Raw genomic sequence first — 22,197 nt, forward strand, 5'->3', positions numbered from 1 at the left:
CCTTTGTCAACTGCGGGGGTCTGCACTGTGTTGCAGACCACCCGTTCTGTAGCCTTCCCGACAACTTACGTTGCCGGGCGGCACCGGGGACATCGCCATCTCACTCAGCGACCCGGCGCGTCCTGGACGCGGACGCCTCCTCGATCGCGAGGAGCTCGTCGAGGTGGGCAGGTGAGCGTCGCCGGGCACTGAGTCGCCACAGGAAACGGTTGAGCGAGGCGGTCATTCGGGTCGACAGCTTGCGTGATTCCGCGGCCTCCGACACCTCGGGCAGGTCGGGCAGCGGTCCGCCGTGCCACATGCCCAGAGCGGTCGCGAGAACGGGCACGATCTGCATCGCCGCCAATTCGTACCCCGCCGCGGACGGGTGGAAGTGGTCGGAGGAGAACATCCGGTCGGGGGCCGCCAGGAACTCCGGCGCCAGCAGGTCGGCCAACGCCACCGGGTGGCCACCCGCCGCGCTGGTCGCCGCCGCCTGTGCCCGGGCCAGGCGCAACCCCCACATTCGGACGACGGTCCGCAGGGGCTGCGGAATCGCGGTGACCACCCCGAGGTCGGGGCACGTTCCGACCACGACCGCGCAGTCGTGGGCGCGGAGCCGTTCGACCGCCTCCCCGAGCCTGCGCGCCGACGCCCGGATCGAGTTCTTGGACGTCACGTCGTTGGCGCCGACCAGGATCACCGCGGCGTCCGGCGGCGGTCCGGCCACGAACATCGCGTCCACCTGCCCGCTGAGCCCGCGGGACGTGGCGCCGCCGATGGCCTTGGTGCTCAGCCTGATCCGCTTGCCGGTCTCGTCGGCGAGGCGCCTCGCGATCTGCACACCGGGCACTTCGTCCGCCGACAGGCATCCCACCCCGGCGGCCGTGGAGTCGCCGAAAATCATCAGATGGACGTCGTACGAGACGGTCCGTAGCCAGCGTTCGGGGACCGCGGCGCCGGGGGAGTAGACGCCGTCGGCCTCCGGCGGCTTGGCGACGTTGCGCCCGATCACACCGCGGGCCGCCGTCGCCTGCGACATCAGATAGGAGTACGCCGCCCACGACAGCGTGCCTGCGCTCGAACCTGCCACGACAGCCGCGGCGCCGGCTTTCACTCCGGTCTGCCAGGTCCTCTTGGGCACTGGTCTCACCTTTCCGCTACCTGGTGCTCATCTCACGGGTTCCAGCGGACTGCGTCCGCACCAATCTAGTCGGATCAGGGCCCCCGTGCCGGACGTCTGTGAGCATCGGATCAGGGCATCTGGGAGCATGGAGGCATGCGCATCGCGGAACACGTCGTCGACCTGATCGGCAACACCCCTCTCGTCAAGCTCTCTTCTGTCATCGGGGAGAACCACGGGACCGTTGCAGCCAAGATCGAATACCTCAACCCGGGCGGAAGCTCGAAGGACCGCATCGCGGTCAAGATGATCGACGCCGCGGAGGCGTCCGGTGAGCTGAAGCCGGGTGGGACCATCGTGGAGCCCACCTCCGGCAACACCGGCATCGGCCTCGCCCTGGTGGCCCAGAAGCGCGGATACAAGTGCGTGTTCGTCTGCCCCGACAAGGTCAGCGAAGACAAGCGGAACGTCCTCAAGGCCTACGGCGCCGAGGTCGTGGTGTGCCCCACCGCGGTCGCGCCCGAGCACCCGGACAGCTACTACAGCGTCTCCGACCGGCTCGCACGCGAACTCCCCGGCGGCTGGAAGCCCAACCAGTACTCCAACCCGGGCGGCCCGCAGAGCCACTACGAGACCACCGGCCCCGAGATTTGGGCCGACACCGACGGCAAGATCACCCACTTCGTCGCAGGCGTCGGCACCGGCGGCACCATCACCGGCACCGGCCGCTACCTCAAGGAGGTGTCCGGCGGCAAGGTCAAGGTCATCGGCGCCGACCCCGAGGGTTCCGTGTACTCGGGTGGCACTGGCCGTCCGTACCTGGTCGAGGGCGTGGGCGAGGACTTCTGGCCGAGCGCCTACGACCCGTCCATCCCCGACGAGATCATCGCCGTGTCCGATGCCGACTCCTTCGAGATGACCCGTCGCCTCGCGCGCGAAGAGGGCCTGCTGGTCGGCGGCTCCTGCGGCATGGCTGTCGTCGCTGCACTCGAGGTCGCCAAGCGCGAGGGCCCCGACGCCGTCATCGTCGTCCTGCTGCCCGACGGTGGTCGCGGATACCTCTCGAAGATCTTCAACGACAAGTGGATGGCGTCCTACGGCTTCCTCCGCACCCCGCTCGACGGCAAGCCCGACGAGAAGACCGTGGGCGACGTGCTGCGCGGCAAGTCCGGCGAACTCCCGGACCTCGTCCACACCCACCCATCCGAGACGCTGCGCGACGCCATCGAGATCCTCCGCGAGTACGGGGTGTCCCAGATGCCGGTCGTCGGCGCGGAGCCGCCCGTCATGGCCGGTGAAGTGGCGGGCAGCGTCACCGAGCGTGACCTGCTCAGTGCCGTGTTCGAGGGACGCGCGCACCTGGCCGACCCGGTGGAGAAGCACATGAGCAAGCCGTTCCCACTCATCGGTTCGGGTGAGCCCGTGTCGGCCGCCACCAAGGCGCTCGGCGACACCGACGCGCTGATGGTCGTCGACGACGGCAAGCCCGCCGGGGTCATCACCCGCCACGACCTTCTCGGGTTCCTCAGCGCCGGCTCCTAGACGATACGTCGGACCCGGGCACGACAACACTGGTCCCCGCTGCGCACGGAACGTACGGTGCACAGCGGGGGACCGGTCCGGTGTCCGTGAGGGGGGATCTCAGTGAGTGCTCGTCTACGTCGTCGTGTTCTTGTGGGCTCGGTTGTCCTGCTCGGGTTCGCCGCCGCCGGATGCGGGAACAGCATCGAGGGTGCCGCCGTCGCACAGCCAGGATCGTCGGACGTCGACTCGGCGTCTGCGGGCACGTCGTCTTCGGCGGCGTCCGCCGACTGCGCCGCGCTGACGAAGGCACTCGGCCGGCTGGTGTCGGACCGGCCGCATCTCACCGAGGCCGTCCTGCCCGGCTCGACCGATCCGACGTGCTCGTGGTCCAAGGGACCGACGAACGTGATGAGCACCATCACCGCGTCGGTCAAGCCGCAGGTGACGGATCCCGCCGTCCTCGTCGAGATGCGGAACGGGACGAACGTCGTCCCCGACCCCCGTTCCGCAGAGTTCGGCGGGGTGGTCCTCGACGTCGTGGCCATGGCGCTGCTCACCCCGGAACACAGCATCATCGTCAACGCGCTCGACCCCTCCGTCAGCGACGCGACCAAGCTCGACGTCGCGTTCGCGATCGCGGAGTATCTGGAGAAGTAGGTCCCCACTAGGCTGGGGGCCATGAGTGAGCAGCGCAGCAAAGCGGACAACATCAGCTGGCAAGGGTTCTCCACCAAGGCCGTGCACGCAGGATTCGACCCGGACCCGCAAACGGGCGCCGTCAACGTTCCGATCTACGCCAGTTCGACGTTCGCGCAGGACGGCGTCGGCGGCATGCGTAACGGATTCGAATACGCCCGCACCGGCAACCCCACCCGACGACCGCTCGAGGCCAACCTCGCCGCCCTCGAGTCGGGCACGTACGGTCGCGCGTTCGGCTCGGGCATGGCCGCCACCGACTGCCTGCTCCGTGCCGCGCTGCGCCCCGGCGACCACCTGGTCATCCCGAACGACGCCTACGGCGGAACGTTCCGCCTGATCGACAAGGTCTTCACCCAGTGGGGCATCGAGTACACGCCCGCCGCGGTCTCCGACGTGGACGCGGTCCGGGCAGCCATCCGACCCAACACCAAGCTCGTGTGGGTCGAGACGCCCACGAACCCGCTCCTCAACATCGGTGACATCGAGGCACTGTCCGACATCGCGCACGAGGCCGGCGCGAAGATCGTCGTCGACAACACGTTCGCCTCGCCGTACCTGCAGCAGCCGCTGCAGCTCGGCGCCGACGTCGCGCTGCACTCGACCACCAAGTACATCGGCGGACACTCCGACGTCGTCGGCGGCGCACTCGTCACCAACGACGAGGAGCTCGACACGGCGTTCGCGTTCCTGCAGAACGGTGCCGGCGCGGTCCCCGGACCCTTCGACGCGTTCCTCACGCTCCGCGGCATCAAGACCCTCTCCCTGCGCATGGAGCGGCACAGCGACAACGCCGAGAAGGTCGTCGAACTGCTCACCGGGCACTCCGCGGTGTCGCAGGTCATCTACCCCGGACTCGACTCGCACCCCGGCCACAAGGTCGCGGAGAAGCAGATGCGCCGCTTCGGCGGCATGATCTCGGTCCGCCTCGCCGGCGGCAAGCAGGCCGCACTGGACTTCTGCTCGCGCACCGAGATCTTCACGCTGGCCGAGTCGCTCGGCGGCGTCGAGTCGCTGATCGAGCACCCGGGTGCCATGACCCACGCCTCCACCGCCGGTTCGCTGCTCGAGGTTCCGGACGACCTGGTGCGCCTGTCCGTCGGCATCGAGGACGCCGCCGACCTCGTGGGCGACATCGAGCAGGCGCTGAAGTAGGCGGCTTCGCCGCCCGTGCGCCTTTTTGGTTGCCGCCGCTACCAAAAAGGCGCACGGGCCGAAGGCCTTATGCTGGCCCGCGTGGAGCCTGTCACGCTGGATCAGATCAGAGCAGCTCGTAAGCTGCTGGACCCCGTCATGCGCCGGACGCCGGTGATCGCGTCCCGGGCGTTATCGGAACGATGCGGGCACGTCGTGTCGCTGAAGTGCGAAAACTTGCAGCGCACTGGATCTTTCAAACCGCGGGGTGCGTACAACCGGATCGCGAATCTGTCGGTCGCGGAACGGGCCTGCGGGGTCGTGGCGGCCAGCGCGGGCAATCACGCGCAGGGCGTGGCCTGGGCGGCCACGGAACTGGGCATCCCGTCCACCGTGTTCATGCCCACCGGCGCACCACTTCCGAAACTCGTCGCCACCAAGGCGTACGGCGCCACCGTCCACTTGACCGGCGACACCGTGGACGACGCGCTCGTCGCCGCGAAGGAGTTCGCGGACGAGACCGGCGCCGTCCTCATCCATCCCTTCGATCACGTCGACATCGTCGCCGGGCAGGGGACCGTCGGCCTCGAGATCCTCGAGCAGGAACCCGACGTCGGCACGCTTGTCGTCCCGACCGGCGGCGGTGGGCTGATCGCGGGCATCGCCGCGGCGGTCAAGGCCACCCGGCCGGACGTGCGGATCGTCGGCGTCCAGGCCGAGCAGGCGGCCGCGTGGCCGCGTTCGCTGGCGGAGGGACGTCCGATTCCGCTGGAGACCATGTCGACGATGGCCGACGGCATCGCGGTCGGCCGGCCCGGCGACGTGCCGTTCGCCCACGTCGGCTCGCAGGTCGACGCCATCGTGACGGTCAGCGAGGACGCCCTGTCCCGGGCGCTGCTCCTGTGCCTCGAACGCGCAAAGCTCATCGTGGAGCCTGCGGGCGCGGCGGCGGTGGCCGCGTTGATCAGCTGCTCGACGGAAGAGCTGGGACTCACCGGGAAGGTGTGCGCGGTGCTGTCCGGCGGCAACATCGACCCGTTGCTGCTCACCCACGTCGTCAATCACGGCCTTCGGGCCGCCGGCCGGTATCTCGGTGTGCACGTGACCATTCCGGACCGACCGGGTGGTCTGGTCAGCCTCCTGGGCGTGATCAGCGGCAACGGCGCCAGCGTGGTGGACGTCGTCCACTCCCGCACCGGCGGCGCGCTCGCGCTCGACGAGGTGGAGGTGTTCCTCACCGTCGAGACCCGTGGCCCCGGCCACCGGCAGGATCTCCTCGACGCACTGCGCGACGCCCAGTACGCGGTTCGCCTCCAGGAATAGCCGGACCTAGCTGGGCCACCCACCCAGGGTGATCACCCGGAACTCCTGATCCACCAGCCGGGCAGGCAGCTCGAGGTTGGTGAGCCAATCGATCGCACCGCCGCCCATCCCCACCGCGGCCGTGCTCGACGCGTGCGCCGTGGTGCACGACTCGGCCACCACGGACACGGTCCGCCACAACGAGATCGAGTCGGGATGCAACGGCTTGACGGTGCTGGCGGTCGCGACGGCCGCACCCGACGGGATCGACACCTGACAGGTGGGGTCGCCCGGCAGGTCCTGGACCTGGACCTGCCAGCCGCCCGGTGGCGTGGTCCCGGCGGTGGCGATGTCTCCGCCGAGCGCCACCAGGACGCCACACCCGAGCAGCTCCGCCGTCGTCGACGCACAGTGGTCGGCGGAACTCGCCCGCGCGGTCGCCGTCAGGTCGAGTTCCACGCCGGCGGGCAGCGTGACCTCGGTACCGTCGACGGTGATCGACCGCCACGACTGAGGTGCGGGGGCCGACGCAGTGGGGTCGAGTGCCCCCTCCGTGGTGCGCGCTGCGGCGAGGGCGTCGCTCAGGAACCGCGCGAACATCGGGGTGACCGTGTTCGGGCCCTCGTCGAGGGAGCGGATCTCGGCGTCCGCGCGGTCCCGGTTGACGGCGGCATCGGCCGCCGCGAGGTAACCGCGGATCAGGTTCGACGCCGAACTCAGGGCGTCGGGGTCGGTGACGACGATACGTGCGTGCACACCCCAGGTGGACCATTCGGTTGCGCTGCGTGCGCTGGTCATGTGGTGGTTCTCCGGTCGCGCGATCTCAGGAACCGCTGGACACGGCGTCCGGTGCGCCGAATCCTGCCGAGACGAGGGGTGCTGCCACCGCCGAATCGGGGGTCGCGGGGTCCGCTGCCGCCGCCATACCGCCACCGGCGACCAGTCCGGCGATTCCGGCTGCCGCGAGGACGCGGCGAACGGGAAGCAGGCGGGAAATCCGTCGGTCTTCACTCATGCCGACCAGCTTCCCCGACGAACCTTAGAACAACCTGGGAAGAATCTGTCTCTCCTCGTCGAGTGCGCGGTGGGTGCAGTGCACGCCCCTGGCGCGTCGCATGCAGTCGTGCCCGACAGCCGTGATTCGCCAGGTGCCGCTCTCCCGCAGGTCACGGTAGGAAACGGATCAATCCCGCAGAATCGCCTCGCATCTGCTGTGCCCCGTCGTAACGTGAACTCACTCGGTTAGGTGCACCGAGGAGGAGGAGCGCACGTATGTCAGTTGATGCAGCGGCGATCATCGTGGCGATCACCACCGCAGCGGGGGCCATCGTTCAGGGAGCGGACATACCGCAGCCGGTGAAAGATCAAGCAGCAGAAGCAATTCAGGTGGTCGAGCAGGCCTCACCCGACGTTCAGAAACAAGTTGACGACGCAATATCGACCCTCCCCGAACCGGCCCGCGTGCAGGCCGAGCAGATGGTGGCCCAGGCCTCGGATGCGGTGAAGCAGGCGACCGACCCCTACATTCCGCCGCCACCCGCCGTCGAGGCGGCTCCGCCGCCTGCTCCGGTTCCCCCACTGGCGCTGCCGGACACGCCACTCGACCAGCCCCCAGCGATGAGCGCCCCCGACGTCGGAAATGCGATCGGGGGCCTCGCCGCTCTGCCGGGGGTCCCCGCCCTGATCAGCGGACTCGGGTCGCTGATCCCGTCCGTCCCCGCCGGCTTCCCCGGTGTCTCGCTCGCGCCGGTCGGCGCCATCGCCGTCTTCGCGCCGTGGATCCGCAAGGCCGGATCGCTGTGCGAGGGCATCAAGCCGCCGACGCTGGCGGCCCTGTATTCCGTCGAGAACGGCTTCCGCTACGGCGCGACCTCACCGGTGTCCCGGGCGGGCGCTCGGGGTCCCGGCCAGTTCATGCCCCCCGCGTGGGCCAAGTACGGCAAGGACGCGGACGGCGACGGCAAAGTCGACATCAACGGCGTCGCCGACCCGATGATGGCGTCCGGTCAGATGCTGTGCGACCTGTTCGGGCAGATCGAGGGCTGGAAGAAGGAGGGTGTGGTCAAGGGCGACACCCTCGACCTCACGATCGCCGCGTACAACGCCGGTGCGGGTGCGGTCCGGACCGCGGGTGGCATGCCCGCCGGCAAGTTCGACTACGAGCACGAAACGCAGCCGTACGTCGCGCGGATCCGATCGCTGGAGGAGTCGTTCGCGCGGATGCTGTCGCCGTTCTTCTACGGTGCGGCCGCCGGTGACACGAGCCGCGTCGTCGAGGCGGCCATGCGGTTCATCGGTCTGCCGTACGTGTGGGGCGGCGGCAACATCAACGGACCGTCCGGCGGCGGTTTCGACTGCTCGGGGCTGACGTCGTTCGCCGTGTACGCCGCAACCGGCGTCAAACTGCCCCGGACGTCGGAAACGCAGTGGAATGTCGGTGTGGAGGTGCCGCTGTCGCAGGCCAGGCCCGGAGACCTGCTGTTCGGCAACTGGCAGTCGGGTGGGCCGGGACACGTGGCGATCTACGTCGGCAACGGCCAGATGCTGCACGCCCCGACGACGGGCGATGTGGTGCGGATCGGTCCCGTGTTCGCCGACATGAAGGCCCGCAGGGTCTTCTGATCTCGCTCACCGGCGTCAACGCAGAAAACTCCGGCCCGGGTGCGTGGCCCGGACCGGAGTTTTCGGCGGTGGATCCGCGATCAGCTGTGGTACGGCTCCGCGCTGACGAGCGTCACCTTCATGCTGCTGCCGTTGGGCAGCGTGTATTCGCGGGTTTCGCCGACCTTCGCCTCGAGCAGTGCGCCACCCAGCGGGGAGTTGGGGGAGTAGACCTCGAGCTTGTTGTCGCGTGCACCCTCTTCGCGGGTGGCGATCAGGAACGTCTCCGTGTCCTTCTCGTCGCCGTCGTAGTACACCTTCACCACGGAACCGGGCAGTGCGACACCGGACTGGGTGGGCGCTTCGCCGACCTTCGCGCTGTTCAGGAGTTCCTGAAGCTGGCGGATGCGTGCCTCCTGCTGACCCTGCTCTTCGCGGGCCGCGTGGTAGCCACCGTTCTCCTTCAGATCGCCCTCTTCGCGACGCTCGTTGATCTCGGCGGCGATGACCGGACGATTGGCAATGAGCTGGTCGAGTTCGCTCTTGAGCCTGTCATGTGACTCCTGGGTCAGCCAGGTCACCTGGGTCTCGGTCATCTCGATCACTCCCTCGTAGTTGGAGCCGCCGGGCTCCCTCGACAGACCACTGCAACAGCAGTGATCAACGGCTCGGCAAAATTCGACGGCCGGGGCCGTTCGATTTCCGCCTTGCCGCCAATGCAGCAATACACGGTTCCAAACCGGAACCGTGTACCAGGCGATTCTAGCACGATCGGGGAGCGCAAACCCCGAATAACCCGAACGGTCGCTCGGGTGCGCCGGTGTCAGCCGCCGGTCAGATAGGCGGGAACGTCCAGGCTGCAGCCGTAGATGTCGCCCATCGCGGGCGGGCGCGACGTGTAGACGGGGGCGGTGACTTTCACCGTCTGGTCTTCGCCGCCGGCGATGTAGACCTCGCGACGGCCGGTCTCGGAACCGTCCTTGGAGCGGGAGCGGACGATGCAGACCGCCGCCTGGGACGGGTCCTCGCGGGTGACGGTGAACGTGATGTCCAGCTGCGATTCACTCACCAGATCGAACGACGTGGCCTCGCTGTCGATCTCGGAGACGGCGAACTTGTCGTAGGCGACGAACGCCACGATCACACCGACGACCAGGACCGCCGCGGACAGCGCCCACACGAGCCAGCGCTTCGGGCGCGCAGGCTTTGCCGCGGCTGTGTATCGGCCCGGGGGAAGCGTTCTCGTCATCTCTCAACTCTCGTACCGCTCCGGTTCCACGTAACTCGCAGCACTCGAGCGGGGGCACGGCTGCGAGCGGAACTCTCGGGTGGAACTATAGAGGACGTGCGTCAGTGCGCCGTCAGCGATGGCGGAGGGCGAGAGCGCGCGACACGGACAAGCCGGCAACGGCTACTGGCGAAGTTGAGGTGAACGAATACGTGAGCGGATTCCGGCTCATGGCCGTCCATGCCCATCCCGACGACGAGTCGAGCAAGGGTGCCGCGACAACGGCCCGTTACGCCGCAGAGGGCAACGAAGTGAAGGTCGTGACGTTGACCGGTGGTGAACGTGGCGACATCCTCAACCCCGCGATGGACGTGCCCGGGGTGCGGGACCGCATCCACGAGGTACGCATCGAGGAGATGGCCGAGGCGGCGCGCATCCTCGGAGTCCAGCACCAGTGGCTGGGATTCGTCGACTCGGGTCTGCCCGAGGGTGACCCGAAGCCGCCGCTGCCGGAGGGCTGCTTCGCGCTCGTTCCGCTCGAGGAGTCGACCGAGGCGCTGGTGCGCGTGATCCGTGAGTTCCGTCCGCACGTCATGACCACGTACGACGAGAACGGCGGCTACCCGCACCCCGATCACATCCGGTGCCACGAGGTGTCGATGGCCGCGTACGAGGCCGCTGCCGATCCGGAGCGGTTCCCCGACGCCGGGGAACCGTGGAAGGTGCAGAAGGTCTACTACTCGCACGGCTTCATCCGGAAGCGTCTCCTGCAGTTCCAGGAGGAGTACGACCGCCGCGGCGAAGAGTTCCCGATGGCCGAGTGGCTCAAGAAGTGGAAGACCGAGCAGGGCGACCTGATGGCACGCGTCACCACCCAGATCACGTGCGGCGACTATTTCCCGCAGCGTGACGACGCGTTGCGGGCCCACGCGACCCAGATCGACCCGAACGGCTCGTTCTTCGCGGTGCCGCTCGAGATCCAGCAGAAGATCTGGCCGACCGAGGAATTCGAGCTCGCCAAGACCCGCGTCACCACCTCCATCCCGGAGAACGACCTGTTCGCGGGCATCAACGAGGACGGACAGCAGTGAATGCGTTGACGGTGAGCATCGTGGCCGGCGCGGCGGACGTCCTGGCGCAGACGCCGAGCACCCCGTCCGGTCCCGAGTTCGGCAAGGCGTCGCCCATCGGTCTCGTCGTCATCCTCGCGCTGCTCGCGGGTGTGGTGCTGCTGGTGCGGTCGATGAACAAGAAGCTCAAGAACCTGCCCGAGACGTTCGAGCCGGAGCACCCCGAACCGGACCAGGAAGCGGACGAGGGCACCGACCGCGGCGCGATCCACGGTGGCGGGCCGAGCAGCACCGAACCGCCGAAGCCGACGGACACTCCGCCGAACCTGCAGAAGTAGTCGAACAGGAGCCGGACATGGACCCACGCGCACAGAACACACTCGGTGGGTCCACCAGCCCCTATCTGCGACAGCACGCCGACAACCCCGTGCACTGGCAGCAGTGGGGTCCGGAGGCGACCGAGTGGGCGCGCGAGCGGGACGTCCCGATCCTGTTGTCGATCGGATACTCGGCGTGCCACTGGTGCCACGTGATGGCCCACGAGTCCTTCGAGGACGAGGCGGTGGCGTCGCTGATGAACGAACACTTCGTGTGCGTCAAGGTCGACCGCGAGGAGCGTCCGGACCTCGATGCCGTGTACATGAACGCCACGGTCGCGATGACCGGCCAGGGTGGCTGGCCGATGACGTGCTTCCTCACTCCCGACGGCGCCCCGTTCTACTGCGGCACCTACTACCCGGCCGAGCCGCGCGGCGGGATGCCGTCGTTCACGCAACTGCTGAGCGCCATCGCCGACACGTGGCGGGACCGCCGCGGTGACGTCGACGACGCGGCCGCCTCGGTGGTCGCCGAGTTGCGGCGGGGAGCCGGCGGCATTCCCGAGGGCGAGGTCCGGGTGGACGCGGCCCTGCTGGACGCGGCTGCCGCAGCCGTGCTGCGGGACGAGGACGCCGACCGCGGTGGGTTCGGAGGAGCCCCCAAGTTCCCGCCGTCCGCGCTGATGGAAGGCCTGCTGCGCACGTACGAGCGGTCCGGTGACGACGACGTGCTCGGTGTTGTGGGGCGGACGGCGTCGGCGATGGCGCGCGGCGGCATCTACGACCAGCTCGGCGGCGGTTTCGCCCGGTATTCGGTCGACGCCGCGTGGGTGGTGCCGCACTTCGAGAAGATGCTCTACGACAACGCCCAGCTGCTGCGCGTGTACGCGCACCTGGGCCGGCGCACGGGCTCGGACCTGGCCGTCCGGGTCACCGAGGAGACGGTCGAGTTCCTGCTGTGCGATCTGCGCACCGACAACGGGTCGTTCGCGTCCGCCCTCGACGCCGACACCGAGGGCGTCGAGGGACTCACGTACGTGTGGACCCCCGGGCAGCTCGTCGAGGTTCTCGGCCCCGAGGACGGGGAGTGGGCGGCCCGGGTGTTCGCGGTGACCGCGGACGGGACGTTCGAGGCCGGCACGTCCGTCCTGCAGCTTCCGCGCGATCCGGACGACTGGGACCGCTGGCGCCGGATCCGGGGCACGCTGCTCGCCCAGCGTGCGACGCGGCCGCAGCCGGGACGCGACGACAAGGTGGTCACCGCCTGGAACGGTCTCACGATCACCGCGCTCGCCGAGGCCGGTGCCGGACTCGGCAGGCCGGAGTGGGTGGCCGCGGCCGCCGAGTGCGCGCGTGCGGTGCTGGGCTTGCACGTCGTCGACGGGCGTCTGCGGAGGGCGTCGCTGGGAACGTCCGTGGGCGAATCGGCCGGGGTGCTCGAGGACTATGCCTGCCTGGCGACGGGCCTTCTCGCGTTGTATCAGGCGACCGGCGACACCGCATGGCTGACGCACGCGCAGGCGCTGCTGGACCGCGCCCTGATCCATTTCGCCGACGACGAGCGGCCGGGCAGCTGGTTCGACACCGCCGACGACGCCGAGACACTGGTGACACGCCCCCGCGACCCGGTCGACGGTGCGACGCCGTCCGGAGCGTCGTGCCTGGTCGAGGCACTGCTCACCGCGGCCGCAGTGGCCGCCGCGGACGCGTCGGGACGGTACGCGAGCGCGGCCGCCGAATCGCTCGACCGGGTGGCACTGCTTCTGGAGCGCGCGCCGCGATCGGCCGGGCACTGGCTTGCGGTGGCCGAGGCGTCGGTGCGCGGCCCGATCCAGGTGGCCGTGGCGACCGACGGGGATCCCGTCCTGCTTCGAGAGGCGCGCAGACTCGCTCCCGGCGGCGCCGTCGTGGTCGGCGGCGCACCGGACTCGTCACCGCTGCTCGCCGACCGGCCGCTGGTCGGCGGCGCGTCCGCGGCGTACGTGTGCCGCGGGTTCGTGTGCGACCGCCCGGTGTCGACGATCGAGGACCTGGGTGCCGCGTTGAGCAGGTAGTCCGGCCTACCGGAACACCACCAGCCACACGGCGATGTAGTGGCACAGGGCCGCGATGACGGTAGCGGCGTGGAAGAACTCGTGATGCCCGAACGTGGTCGGCCACGGGTTGGGCCACTTGGTGGCGTAGAGGATCGCGCCGACCGAGTAGAGGATGCCGCCGATCAGCAGCAGCACCATCGGTAGGACGCCGACCTCGTGTGTCAGTTCGGGTGCGACGGGAACGATGGCCCAGCCGAGCAGCAGGTAGAGCGGCACCCCGACCCAGCGCGGTGCTGTCGGCCACAGCATTTTCAGTGCGACCCCGGCGAGCGCCCCCGCCCACACGACGATCAGCAGGGTCCGGCCCGTGTCGGGCGGAAGCCCCAGCACCGCGAACGGGGTGTAGCTGCCGGCGATGAACAGGAAGATCATCGAATGGTCCGCGCGCTTCATCCACGTGCGGGCCTTGACGGTGTTCCAGTGGATCCGGTGGTAGGTGGCGCTGACCCCGAACACACCGCACACCGTGAGGCTGTAGACGGCGGTGGCGAGCGCCGCTTCCCCGGACACCTGGGTGCCCGACAGTGTGACGAGGACGATGCCGGCGATCACGGAGACGCCGAACGCCCACAGGTGGATCCACCCTCGCAGTCGGGGCTTGACGGGCAGTTCGTCGAGGCCGAAAGCGGTCACTGAACACCTCTTCTCGCTGTGAGTGGCGCTAACCTACGCAACCGTAGGTTAGCTCGTGGTGCGAGCGTACCCGTCGGTAGCGGCAAGTCGTGCGCTGTGTGACGGCCGTCGCGGATCACCTTCGGATGCGGCGTACTCTTGCGTGTCATGGTGATCTCCAGGTGAGTGCGCGAGGACTGCTGTACAGCATCTACGAGCGTCGTCTACTGAAGCGGCTCGACGGTCTACAGCACCCTCGGCACATTGCCGTGATGTGCGACGGCAACCGGCGGTGGGCCCGGGAGAACGGCTTCGAGGACGTCAGTCACGGCCACCGCATGGGCGCCCTGAAGATCTCCGAGCTGCTCGGCTGGTGTGACGCCGCGGGCATCGAGATGGCGACCATCTACCTGCTGTCCACCGAGAACCTGCGCCGCGACCCCGGGGAACTCGACACCCTGCTCGAGATCATCACGGACGTCGTCGAGGAGATCTCCGGCCCCGACAAGAACTGGAGCGTCAAGATCGTCGGCGCCCTCGACCTCCTGCCCTCCGAACAGTCCCGCCGTCTGCGTGACGCGGCTGCCGGGACCGAGGGGCGCACCGGCACCCACGTCAACGTCGCGATCGGCTACGGCGGTCGCCAGGAGATCGCCGACGCCGTGCAGTCGCTGCTGAGCGAGAAACTCCTCGCGGGACTGTCGGGCGACGAACTGGTGAAATCGATCACAGTCGACGGCATCGACGGTCACCTCTACACGTCCGGCCAGCCCGACCCCGACCTCGTGATCCGCACGTCGGGGGAGCAGCGGCTGTCGGGGTTCCTGCTGTGGCAGAGCGCCTACTCCGAGATCTGGTTCACCGAGGCGTACTGGCCCGAGTTCCGCCGGGTCGACTTCCTCCGCGCGCTCCGCGACTACGCCGCCCGGCACCGCCGCTTCGGCGTCTGACGCGAGTAGCGAAGCGTGCCGGAACACACTTCGCCACTCACCTACAGCTTCCGCAGCCGCAGCCGGTTGATCGAATGATTGGCGTCCTTGCGCAGCACGAGCGTGGCACGCGGACGCGTCGGCAGGATGTTCTCGACGAGGTTGGGCCGGTTGATGTTGTGCCAGATCTCCTGGGCGGCAGCCGTCGCGTCCCGGTCGGACAGTCCGGCGTAGTGGTGGAAGTGTGCGTCGGGGTCGGAGAACGACGTCTTCCGCAGCGCGAGAAAACGCTGGATGTACCAGTTCTCGATGTCCTCGATGCGGGCGTCGACGTAGATCGAGAAGTCGAACAGGTCCGACACCATCAGCCGGGGACCGGTCTGCAGCACGTTGAGACCCTCGATGATGAGGATGTCCGGCTGCCGGATCAGGTGGTACTGGCCCGGGATGATGTCGTACGAGATGTGTGAATACACCGGCGCGGCCACTTCTTCGGCCCCCGACTTCACCTCGGTGACGAACCGCAGCAGCTTGCGGCGGTCGTAACTTTCGGGAAAGCCCTTGCGGTGCATGATCCCGCGGCGGTTCAGCTCGGCCGTCTCATACAGGAAGCCGTCCGTCGTCACCAGGTCGACGCGCGGGTGGTGCTCCCACCGCGCGAGGAGGGCCTGGAGGACACGGGCGGTGGTGGACTTGCCGACCGCCACGCTGCCGGCGACGCCGATCACGAACGGCACCTGCTGGTCGGGGTGCTTCTCGCCGAGGAACGTCGCGGTCGCGGCGAACAGTCGCTGACGTGCCGCGACCTGCAGGTGGATGAGACGCGACAGCGGCAGGTACACCTCCGCGACCTCTTCGAGGTCGATCTGCTCGCCGAGGCCCCGCAGTCCGTACAGCTCTTCCTCGGTCAGGACGAGTGGCGTCGACTTACGCAGTGTGCGCCACTGCTTCCGGTCGAATTCGACGTACGGACTGGACTCGCTCGTCCGCGCCATCAGTTCCGCTCACACTCGGGTACACGGGGGAGTGAGCGGTCCATGCCCAGAATCTCTGCCGTCGTCGTTGCGCTGGCGAGTAGCGGTTGCATAGTCGGATTGTGCTTGGTGCCACAGGCTGCGCTGTCGGCGGGTCGGGCAGACGCGTGTGCGACTAAGGTCGGACGGCATGGAATCCGTTTCGTACGTACGCGAATACTTGCTGCTCGGGCTGGGTTTCGACCGGCTGGAGGAAGGATTCGTCGACGCGTATACCGGCGATCCCGCGCTGCGCAGGCAGGTGGAGAACGCGCCGAAGCCCGATCCGCGCGTTCTCGCGCGCACGGCGGCGAACCTCCGCGCGGAATTGCCGTCGGCGGGACTGTCCGAGGAGCGGACCCGGTTCCTCGACGTCCACCTCCGCGCCCTCGAATGCTCGGGGCGCAAGTTCGCGGGCGACGACGTCGGCTTCGTCGACGAGGTCGAGGCGTACTTCGACGTCCGGATCGAACGCGGCGACGAGGAGCAGTACCGGGAGGCGCACCGGAGGATGGACGCCGTGCTGCCCGGAACGGGGCCGCTCGCCGAACGCATCCAGGCCCACCGCGCGAAGGACGAGATCCCCGCGGACCGGTTGCAGGAATGCGTCGACGCCTTCTCGAGCGCTCTGCGCGATCTCGTGCGCGGGCATTACGCACTGCCCGACTCGGAGGTCGTCGAGTACGAGGTGGTGGGCGACAAGCCGTGGTCGGGGTTCAACTACTACCTCGGCGACTACCGTTCCCGGGTCGCGATCAACTCCGACCTCAAGCAGCACATGTCGAACCTGCCGCGGCTGATCGCGCACGAGTCGTACCCCGGCCACCACACCGAGCACTGCCGCAAGGAAGCCGGACTGGTCGGCGCTGGACAGCTCGAGCAGACGTTGTTCGTCGTCAACACCCCGCAGTGCCTGATGGCCGAGGGGCTCGCGGACCTCGCGCTCGAATCGATCGTCGGGTCGGACTGGGGGCTGTGGGCGCAGGAAATCTACGCCGACCTGGGCCTGCGATTCGACGGTGAGCAGGCGCAACGTCTGTCCGGGGCGTCCGGGCAGCTGCTCGGTGTGCGGCAGGATGCGGCGATGATGCTGCACGACGAGGGCCGCAGCCACGACGACGTCGCGGCGTTCCTGCAGCGGTGGAGCCTGTCGACTCCCGAGCGGGCCCGGCAGTCGCTGCGGTTCCTGTCGTCGCCGTTGTGGCGGGCGTACACCAGCACCTACGTGGAGGGGTACCGACTGCTCGGTGGCTGGCTGGGCGAGGTGCCGGTCGGCGCGGAGCGGTCGGAGCGGTTCCGCCGGCTGCTCGACGAGCCGCTCGTGCCCAGCGTCCTGCGCGCCGGTGAGGGGTACCTCACCGCGGGCGGTTAGGAAGTCCTCACGAGTACTTCGTAGACTGGGAGCATTCGTTTCCGCATCCAGCTTGGAGATCCCTCGATGACCGCTGTGCCCGGTACCGACGTCAACACGGCCCCCCTCGCCGAACTCGACCCCGAAGTCGCCCAGGCCATGGCAGGTGAGCTGGCCCGTCAGCGCGACACGCTGGAGATGATCGCCTCGGAGAACTTCGTTCCGCGCGCGGTCCTCCAGGCTCAGGGCAGCGTCCTCACCAACAAGTACGCCGAGGGATACCCGGGACGCCGCTACTACGGCGGCTGCGAGCACGTCGACGTCATCGAGGATCTCGCCCGCACCCGCGCCAAGGAACTGTTCGGCGCCGACTTCGCGAACGTTCAGCCGCACTCCGGCGCACAGGCCAACGCGGCGGTCCTGATGGCCCTGATGAACCCGGGTGAGAAGCTCCTCGGCCTCGACCTGGCGCACGGCGGCCACCTCACGCACGGCATGAAGCTGAACTTCTCCGGCAAGCTGTACGACGTCGAGTCGTACGGGGTCAGCAAGGAGGACCACCGCATCGACATGGACGAGGTCCGCAAGATCGCGGTCGCCGCGCAGCCGAAGGTCATCGTCGCCGGTTGGTCCGCGTACCCGCGCCACGAGGACTTCGCCGCGTTCCGGTCGATCGCCGACGAGGTCGGCGCGTACCTGTGGGTCGACATGGCGCACTTCGCGGGCCTGGTCGCTGCCGGGCTGCACCCGTCGCCCGTGCCGTACGCCGACGTCGTGTCCAGCACGGTCCACAAGACGCTCGGCGGGCCGCGCTCCGGCCTGATCCTCGCCAAGCAGGAGTGGGCGAAGAAGCTCAACTCCGCCGTCTTCCCCGGCCAGCAGGGCGGGCCGCTGATGCACGCCATCGCCGCCAAGGCCGTCTCCCTGAAGATCGCGGGCACCGAGGAGTTCAAGGACCGTCAGCAGCGCACCCTGACCGGTGCGAAGATCCTCGCCGAGCGTCTGACCGGCGCCGATGTCGTCGACAAGGGGGTCAGCGTCCTCACCGGCGGCACCGACGTGCACCTCGTGCTCGTCGACCTGCGCAACTCGCAGCTCGACGGCCAGCAGGGTGAGGACCTTCTCCACGAGGTCGGCATCACCGTCAACCGCAACGCGGTGCCGTTCGACCCGCGCCCGCCGATGGTCACGTCCGGCCTCCGGATCGGCACGGCGGCGCTCGCGTCGCGTGGATTCGGGGACGAGCAGTTCACCGAGGTCGCCGACATCATCGGCACCGCACTCGCCGGATCGTCCGACGTCGAGACGCTGAAGTCCCGCGTGTCGAAGCTCGCCGCCGACTTCCCGCTGTACGAGGGTCTCGAGGACTGGCGCCTGATCTAGGCGGCTCCGCCGCCCGTGCGTGGCCTGCGAGTGCAGGGACTTGTTAACCACGCACGGGCGCCGCGGGCGCCTCCACGTAACGCGATGTTCACCGACACGCCCGCCGCTCGCACGGCCGTCCGGCGTGTTTGGCAGTACCGTCGGGGGTAACAGGCAGCGGGGAAGTTGCTTGTACGGGAGGTCCTGATCGTGGCTGACACACTCAGTGCGAGGGGGCCGGCGCCCGGCCCTCGTGTGGTGACACACCAGGGACGGACCGGTCCAGCGAACCGAGTTTGCGTGGGTGCCACGCAGACCTAGGAGCCAACGTGACTGCTTCACGCTCCGTCTCAGCCCGCGTCGGACGTTCGTCCGCCGCCCCCAGGAAATCGTCGGATTCTGCAGTTCGTACGTTCGTACTCGATACCTCCGTACTGCTGTCCGACCCCTGGGCCGTCACCAGGTTCGCCGAGCACCGTGTGGTGCTTCCCCTCGTCGTGATCAGCGAGCTCGAAGGGAAGCGGCACCACCACGAGTTGGGATGGTTCGCAAGAGAATCGCTGCGCATGCTCGACGACCTCCGTCTGGAATACGGTCGTCTCGACCAGCCGGTGCCGATCGGCACCGAGGGTGGCACCTTGCAGGTCGAGCTGAACCACACCGACCCGTCGGTTCTTCCGGTCGGATTCCGCACGGACAGCAACGATTCGAGGATCCTGGCCTGCGCACTGAACCTCGAGGCCGAGGGCGGTGACGTCGTCCTGGTCAGCAAGGACATCCCGCTGCGAGTGAAGGCCGGTGCGGTGGGTCTTCCCGCCGACGAGTACCACGCCCACGACGTCGTCCCGTCTGGTTGGACGGGTATGACCGAACTGGACGTGGCGTCCTCGTCGATCGACGAACTGTTCTCCGAGGGTGTCGTCGATCTGGAGGAGGCCCGGGAGCTTCCGTGCCACACGGGTATTCGGCTGCTGGGCGGTTCGTCGAGCGCACTGGGCCGTGTGAACGCCGACAAGCAGGTGCAGCTGGTGCGGGGGGAGCGTGAGGCATTCGGTCTGCACGGACGTTCGGCCGAGCAGCGGATCGCCCTGGACATCCTGCTGGACGACAGTGTGGGCATCGTGTCGCTGGGCGGCAAGGCGGGCACCGGCAAGTCGGCGCTTGCGTTGACGGCGGGGCTGGAGGCGGTGCTCGAGCGCCGCACCCAGCGGAAAGTCGTTGTCTTCCGGCCGCTCTACGCGGTGGGCGGGCAGGAGCTCGGCTACCTGCCGGGTAGTGAGAGCGAGAAGATGGGCCCGTGGGCCCAGGCGGTCTTCGACACACTCGACGGCCTCGCCAGCACCGAGGTGATGGACGAGGTGATCAGCCGCGGCATGCTGGAAGTGTTGCCACTCACGCATATTCGCGGACGGTCACTGCACGATTCGTTCGTGATCGTGGACGAGGCGCAGTCGCTGGAACGCAATGTGCTGCTCACGGTGCTTTCCCGGCTCGGCACCGGCTCCCGGGTGATCCTGACTCACGACGTCGCTCAGCGCGACAACCTGAGGGTCGGACGTCACGACGGGGTGGCCGCGGTGATCGAGAAGCTCAAGGGGCATCCGCTGTTCGCGCACATCACGTTGACGCGCAGTGAGCGTTCGCCGATCGCGGCGCTCGTGACGGAGATGCTGGAGGAGTTCGGGCCGACGCCGTAGGCGCCTGCCGCGCAGCGTGATCCGCCCGATGGCACCACGGTCCGACCGGACCGAGGTGGCATCGGGCGGAAATGTCAGAAGGCGCGCAAAATACCTTTGAGCGTGCCCCACAGAAAGTCCCGGCTGCTGAAGTAGTCGCGCCAGACGGCGATCTTGCCGTCCTTCATCTCGAACGTGCCGCACACCCAGAACTCGCTGCGCAGCCGCTTGTAGATCAGGACGTCGGTGCGTTCGGTCAGCACGGCCGTCCCGTCGCCGGCGATGTGGTGCAGGCGTACATCGAATCCGACACCGGGGCGGCTCATTCCGCGCAGTATCCGCATGACGGAGCCGAGGCCGCGGATCTTGGGCAGGGACACGTTGTGCCACACGATGTCCTGGTGCAGATACTGTTGCGCGGCGTCCGGGTCGCCGGCGACGAGCGCGTTCAGGAAGGCCCGGACCACCTGGACGTCTGCCGTGTCCGTTCGAGTGGTTCCCGTCGGTTCGTGCGAGTTCGTGCTCATGGTCTTCTTCCCGTCGAAGTGTCGGCTCAGCGGACGAATGTCCCCCGGCCTTCCGTGTCGTAGTACTCGAGTGTGACGTTGTTGCCGGCGAACGTGGCCTTCGAGATGGTTCCGGGTGGGGCGTTCTCACCGCTGGGTATGAAGGTGAAGGTCTCGCCGTCCCAGTGGGTGAGTGGGAAGGTCTGCCCGGCGGGCCCGAGTTGGAGCGACAACGCGCCGTTGCTCTCCGTGACGACGGCGGGACCCCAATACGGGTTGCCGTAGGTGCCCGCGTAGGTGGGGAGCGGCTGCGGTGGTGCCGGGTTCGCGGGGGCCGTCTGGCCGACGAGACTGCCCTCGGGCTCGTCCATCGGCGCGATGGCCTGCCGGTACAACGACCTCCAGTCCTCGCGGATCTCCCCGAACTGGACGAGGTCGGCGAACTCGGCGGTGAGGGACTCGGGAATGCCGATGGGCGACCCGTTGGTCAGCGCGACGATGGCGACGTCGGCGGATGGTATCGCGACGAAGTTCGTCGCCACCCCGAGCTGGAATCCACCGGAGTGGCTGAGGGAGACCCGCCCTGCCGGGGTGGTCGAGACGTTGAACCCATAACCGTAGGACCCCGGACGGCTGTCCATCGACCGTGGTGGGCTGGACACCATCTGAGGACTGACCGCGGGGAGCAGTGATTCGGGGGACACGATCTCCTTGCCCTCGAACGTGCCGTCGGCCAACAGCATCGCCAGCCATTTGCCCATGTCGTTGACGGACGAGCTCACCCCGCCCGCGGGGGACTGGGCGTCGGGATTGCGTACCGCATCGGCGACGTACTTGCCGTCGACGAGTTGGTGCGCGACGGCGCGGTCGTCGCGGGCCTGATAGTCAGCGAATCGCGAACTCGTGGAGGACATTCCCAGCGGCTGGTAGATCGTCTGCTCGGAGAGCGTCGCCCAATCCGTCCCGGACGCCGCCGCGACGGCCTCCGCCGCCGCGGTGAGGCCGAAGTTGGTGTACTCGTAGGTGATCCGGAACGGGTTCAACGGCTCGAGCCGGAGTTTGTCGAGCACCTGCTGCTGGTTGAAACCCAGGTCCTCGAGCAGATCGCCGGCGTGATCGGGCAACCCCGACCGGTGCGAGTACAGATCGCCCACCGTGACGTGCTCGGTGACCCACGGGTCGGCGAGGGCGAAACCGGGTGACTTGGACACCACGGGAGTGTCCCAGCCGATGACGCCGGCATCGACCTGATGGGCAACCACCGTGGACCCCACCGGTTTCGACATCGACGCCAGCTGGAACACGGTGTCGGCGTCCACCTTCTGATCGGTGCCCGCCTCGCGCACCCCGAATCCCTTCGCGTAGACGGTCTGCCCACCGTGGACGACGGCGACCGCCATACCCGGAAGACCGGAACTGTCCATCAACTCGTTCGCCAGTTCGTCGAGACGGCCCACGGCGTCGTCGATCTGACCGTCCGGGATGTCGACACCCGCGACCGTCCCCGGGTTCGGCGGCCGGGAGGACTCCGAGGTGGGGTTCGCGCCGGACGTGGCGGCGGACCCGGAGTCGTCCGGGTCGGAGCCGCAACCCGTCACGAGTGACCCGCCGAGTGCGAGAGCTGACAGAAGTATCGTCAGGTTCCGATGTCTGCGCATGGGTGATCCTCTGTTCGGTG

Annotated in this window: 21 protein-coding genes; 12 read left to right on the top strand and 9 right to left on the bottom strand. The window is 68.4% G+C overall.

All coding sequences use genetic code 11. From position 1 onward, the window contains the following. Positions 1 to 100: 100 nt before the first annotated feature. Positions 101 to 1,123, bottom strand: a complete 1,023-nt coding sequence (locus FND50_RS11530) for an SGNH/GDSL hydrolase family protein (RefSeq protein ID WP_144285863.1) — start codon at positions 1,121 to 1,123, stop codon at positions 101 to 103. Positions 1,124 to 1,258: 135 nt separating this feature from the next. Between FND50_RS11530 and FND50_RS11535 the strand changes: the two genes are divergently transcribed. The 4 genes from FND50_RS11535 to ilvA all read left to right on the top strand — a co-directional run bounded on the left by FND50_RS11535 (position 1,259) and on the right by ilvA (position 5,779). Beyond that, the gene (locus FND50_RS11535) at positions 1,259 to 2,644 is read left to right on the top strand and encodes a cystathionine beta-synthase (protein WP_005255744.1); all 1,386 of its coding nucleotides are present in this window, start codon (positions 1,259 to 1,261) and stop codon (positions 2,642 to 2,644) included. A 132-nt stretch (positions 2,645 to 2,776) separates the two neighbouring features. Next, the gene (locus tag FND50_RS11540) at positions 2,777 to 3,283 is read left to right on the top strand and encodes a hypothetical protein (protein WP_007300198.1); all 507 of its coding nucleotides are present in this window, start codon (positions 2,777 to 2,779) and stop codon (positions 3,281 to 3,283) included. A gap of 21 nt (positions 3,284 to 3,304) precedes the next feature. Further along, on the top strand, positions 3,305 to 4,477 hold the full coding sequence (locus tag FND50_RS11545) for a cystathionine gamma-synthase (protein WP_005567047.1): 1,173 nt from the start codon (positions 3,305 to 3,307) through the stop codon (positions 4,475 to 4,477). Between the two features lie 69 nt (positions 4,478 to 4,546). Next, complete coding sequence (gene ilvA, locus FND50_RS11550) at positions 4,547 to 5,779, top strand: threonine ammonia-lyase (RefSeq protein ID WP_005253726.1); 1,233 nt, start codon at positions 4,547 to 4,549, stop codon at positions 5,777 to 5,779. Positions 5,780 to 5,785: 6 nt separating this feature from the next. Here the strand turns inward: ilvA and FND50_RS11555 are convergent, their stop codons facing one another. Next, a complete protein-coding gene (locus FND50_RS11555; protein WP_144285864.1) occupies positions 5,786 to 6,556 on the bottom strand; it encodes an FAD:protein FMN transferase in 771 nt (256 codons plus the stop codon). 25 nt (positions 6,557 to 6,581) lie between these two features. After that, the gene (locus FND50_RS11560; RefSeq protein ID WP_005253724.1) at positions 6,582 to 6,773 is read right to left on the bottom strand and encodes a hypothetical protein; all 192 of its coding nucleotides are present in this window, start codon (positions 6,771 to 6,773) and stop codon (positions 6,582 to 6,584) included. A gap of 257 nt (positions 6,774 to 7,030) precedes the next feature. On the opposite strand from FND50_RS11560, the gene FND50_RS11565 reads away from it, so the two are divergent. Beyond that, entirely contained in the window at positions 7,031 to 8,380 is a 1,350-nt protein-coding gene (locus tag FND50_RS11565) for a bifunctional lytic transglycosylase/C40 family peptidase (protein WP_144285865.1), read from the top strand. An 80-nt stretch (positions 8,381 to 8,460) separates the two neighbouring features. On the opposite strand, the gene greA is transcribed toward FND50_RS11565, so the two are convergent. After that, positions 8,461 to 8,955: a transcription elongation factor GreA gene (gene greA / locus FND50_RS11570; RefSeq protein WP_005238978.1), complete on the bottom strand. Its 495-nt coding sequence runs from the start codon at positions 8,953 to 8,955 to the stop codon at positions 8,461 to 8,463. A 227-nt stretch (positions 8,956 to 9,182) separates the two neighbouring features. Further along, positions 9,183 to 9,608: a DUF4307 domain-containing protein gene (locus FND50_RS11575; protein ID WP_037202953.1), complete on the bottom strand. Its 426-nt coding sequence runs from the start codon at positions 9,606 to 9,608 to the stop codon at positions 9,183 to 9,185. Positions 9,609 to 9,799: 191 nt separating this feature from the next. Between FND50_RS11575 and mca the strand changes: the two genes are divergently transcribed. The 3 genes from mca to FND50_RS11590 are packed head-to-tail and all read left to right on the top strand — an operon-like array spanning position 9,800 to position 13,028. Further along, entirely contained in the window at positions 9,800 to 10,678 is an 879-nt protein-coding gene (mca, locus tag FND50_RS11580; protein ID WP_005238981.1) for a mycothiol conjugate amidase Mca, read from the top strand. After that, positions 10,675 to 10,995: a hypothetical protein gene (locus tag FND50_RS11585; RefSeq protein WP_005253720.1), complete on the top strand. Its 321-nt coding sequence runs from the start codon at positions 10,675 to 10,677 to the stop codon at positions 10,993 to 10,995. Before mca ends, FND50_RS11585 begins: the two co-directional genes overlap by 4 nt. Positions 10,996 to 11,012: 17 nt before the next feature. Then, entirely contained in the window at positions 11,013 to 13,028 is a 2,016-nt protein-coding gene (locus tag FND50_RS11590) for a thioredoxin domain-containing protein (RefSeq protein WP_144285866.1), read from the top strand. A 6-nt stretch (positions 13,029 to 13,034) separates the two neighbouring features. On the opposite strand, the gene FND50_RS11595 is transcribed toward FND50_RS11590, so the two are convergent. Then, a complete protein-coding gene (locus FND50_RS11595; RefSeq protein WP_005572246.1) occupies positions 13,035 to 13,703 on the bottom strand; it encodes a hemolysin III family protein in 669 nt (222 codons plus the stop codon). 161 nt (positions 13,704 to 13,864) lie between these two features. Here FND50_RS11595 and FND50_RS11600 point away from each other — a divergent pair, with 161 nt between their 5' ends. After that, a complete protein-coding gene (locus tag FND50_RS11600; RefSeq protein WP_005572244.1) occupies positions 13,865 to 14,632 on the top strand; it encodes an isoprenyl transferase in 768 nt (255 codons plus the stop codon). Positions 14,633 to 14,673: 41 nt separating this feature from the next. Here FND50_RS11600 and coaA read toward each other — a convergent pair whose 3' ends face one another. Beyond that, on the bottom strand, positions 14,674 to 15,606 hold the full coding sequence (gene coaA / locus FND50_RS11605) for a type I pantothenate kinase (RefSeq protein ID WP_144285867.1): 933 nt from the start codon (positions 15,604 to 15,606) through the stop codon (positions 14,674 to 14,676). A 169-nt stretch (positions 15,607 to 15,775) separates the two neighbouring features. Here coaA and FND50_RS11610 point away from each other — a divergent pair, with 169 nt between their 5' ends. The 3 genes from FND50_RS11610 to FND50_RS11620 all read left to right on the top strand — a co-directional run bounded on the left by FND50_RS11610 (position 15,776) and on the right by FND50_RS11620 (position 20,034). Next, a complete protein-coding gene (locus FND50_RS11610) occupies positions 15,776 to 16,996 on the top strand; it encodes a DUF885 domain-containing protein (RefSeq protein WP_144285868.1) in 1,221 nt (406 codons plus the stop codon). 66 nt (positions 16,997 to 17,062) lie between these two features. Continuing rightward, entirely contained in the window at positions 17,063 to 18,358 is a 1,296-nt protein-coding gene (gene glyA / locus FND50_RS11615; RefSeq protein ID WP_005253714.1) for a serine hydroxymethyltransferase, read from the top strand. Positions 18,359 to 18,666: 308 nt separating this feature from the next. After that, a complete protein-coding gene (locus FND50_RS11620) occupies positions 18,667 to 20,034 on the top strand; it encodes a PhoH family protein (RefSeq protein ID WP_144285869.1) in 1,368 nt (455 codons plus the stop codon). Positions 20,035 to 20,108: 74 nt separating this feature from the next. Here FND50_RS11620 and FND50_RS11625 read toward each other — a convergent pair whose 3' ends face one another. After that, positions 20,109 to 20,540, bottom strand: coding sequence for a limonene-1,2-epoxide hydrolase family protein (locus tag FND50_RS11625; RefSeq protein ID WP_144285870.1), 432 nt, complete (start codon positions 20,538 to 20,540; stop codon positions 20,109 to 20,111). Positions 20,541 to 20,566: 26 nt separating this feature from the next. Further along, positions 20,567 to 22,177 (bottom strand): serine hydrolase, encoded by a 1,611-nt coding sequence (locus tag FND50_RS11630; RefSeq protein WP_144285871.1) that lies wholly within the window; start codon positions 22,175 to 22,177, stop codon positions 20,567 to 20,569. Positions 22,178 to 22,197: the final 20 nt, after the last annotated feature.

Origin of the sequence: Rhodococcus sp. WB9 (genome assembly GCF_007558985.1) — a bacterium.
GTDB classification, from domain to species: domain Bacteria; phylum Actinomycetota; class Actinomycetes; order Mycobacteriales; family Mycobacteriaceae; genus Rhodococcus_F; species Rhodococcus_F opacus.

Coding starts and splice junctions, on each gene's coding strand:
- FND50_RS11535 (WP_005255744.1), top strand. CDS start 1,259: ATGCGCATCGCGGAACACGTCGTCGACCTGATCGGCAACACCCCTCTC.
- FND50_RS11545 (WP_005567047.1), top strand. CDS start 3,305: ATGAGTGAGCAGCGCAGCAAAGCGGACAACATCAGCTGGCAAGGGTTC.
- ilvA (WP_005253726.1), top strand. CDS start 4,547: ATGCTGGCCCGCGTGGAGCCTGTCACGCTGGATCAGATCAGAGCAGCT.
- FND50_RS11555 (WP_144285864.1), bottom strand. CDS start 6,556: ATGACCAGCGCACGCAGCGCAACCGAATGGTCCACCTGGGGTGTGCAC.
- FND50_RS11560 (WP_005253724.1), bottom strand. CDS start 6,773: ATGAGTGAAGACCGACGGATTTCCCGCCTGCTTCCCGTTCGCCGCGTC.
- FND50_RS11565 (WP_144285865.1), top strand. CDS start 7,031: ATGTCAGTTGATGCAGCGGCGATCATCGTGGCGATCACCACCGCAGCG.
- greA (WP_005238978.1), bottom strand. CDS start 8,955: ATGACCGAGACCCAGGTGACCTGGCTGACCCAGGAGTCACATGACAGG.
- FND50_RS11575 (WP_037202953.1), bottom strand. CDS start 9,608: ATGACGAGAACGCTTCCCCCGGGCCGATACACAGCCGCGGCAAAGCCT.
- FND50_RS11590 (WP_144285866.1), top strand. CDS start 11,013: ATGGACCCACGCGCACAGAACACACTCGGTGGGTCCACCAGCCCCTAT.
- coaA (WP_144285867.1), bottom strand. CDS start 15,606: ATGGCGCGGACGAGCGAGTCCAGTCCGTACGTCGAATTCGACCGGAAG.
- FND50_RS11610 (WP_144285868.1), top strand. CDS start 15,776: ATGGAATCCGTTTCGTACGTACGCGAATACTTGCTGCTCGGGCTGGGT.
- glyA (WP_005253714.1), top strand. CDS start 17,063: ATGACCGCTGTGCCCGGTACCGACGTCAACACGGCCCCCCTCGCCGAA.
- FND50_RS11625 (WP_144285870.1), bottom strand. CDS start 20,540: ATGAGCACGAACTCGCACGAACCGACGGGAACCACTCGAACGGACACG.
- FND50_RS11630 (WP_144285871.1), bottom strand. CDS start 22,177: ATGCGCAGACATCGGAACCTGACGATACTTCTGTCAGCTCTCGCACTC.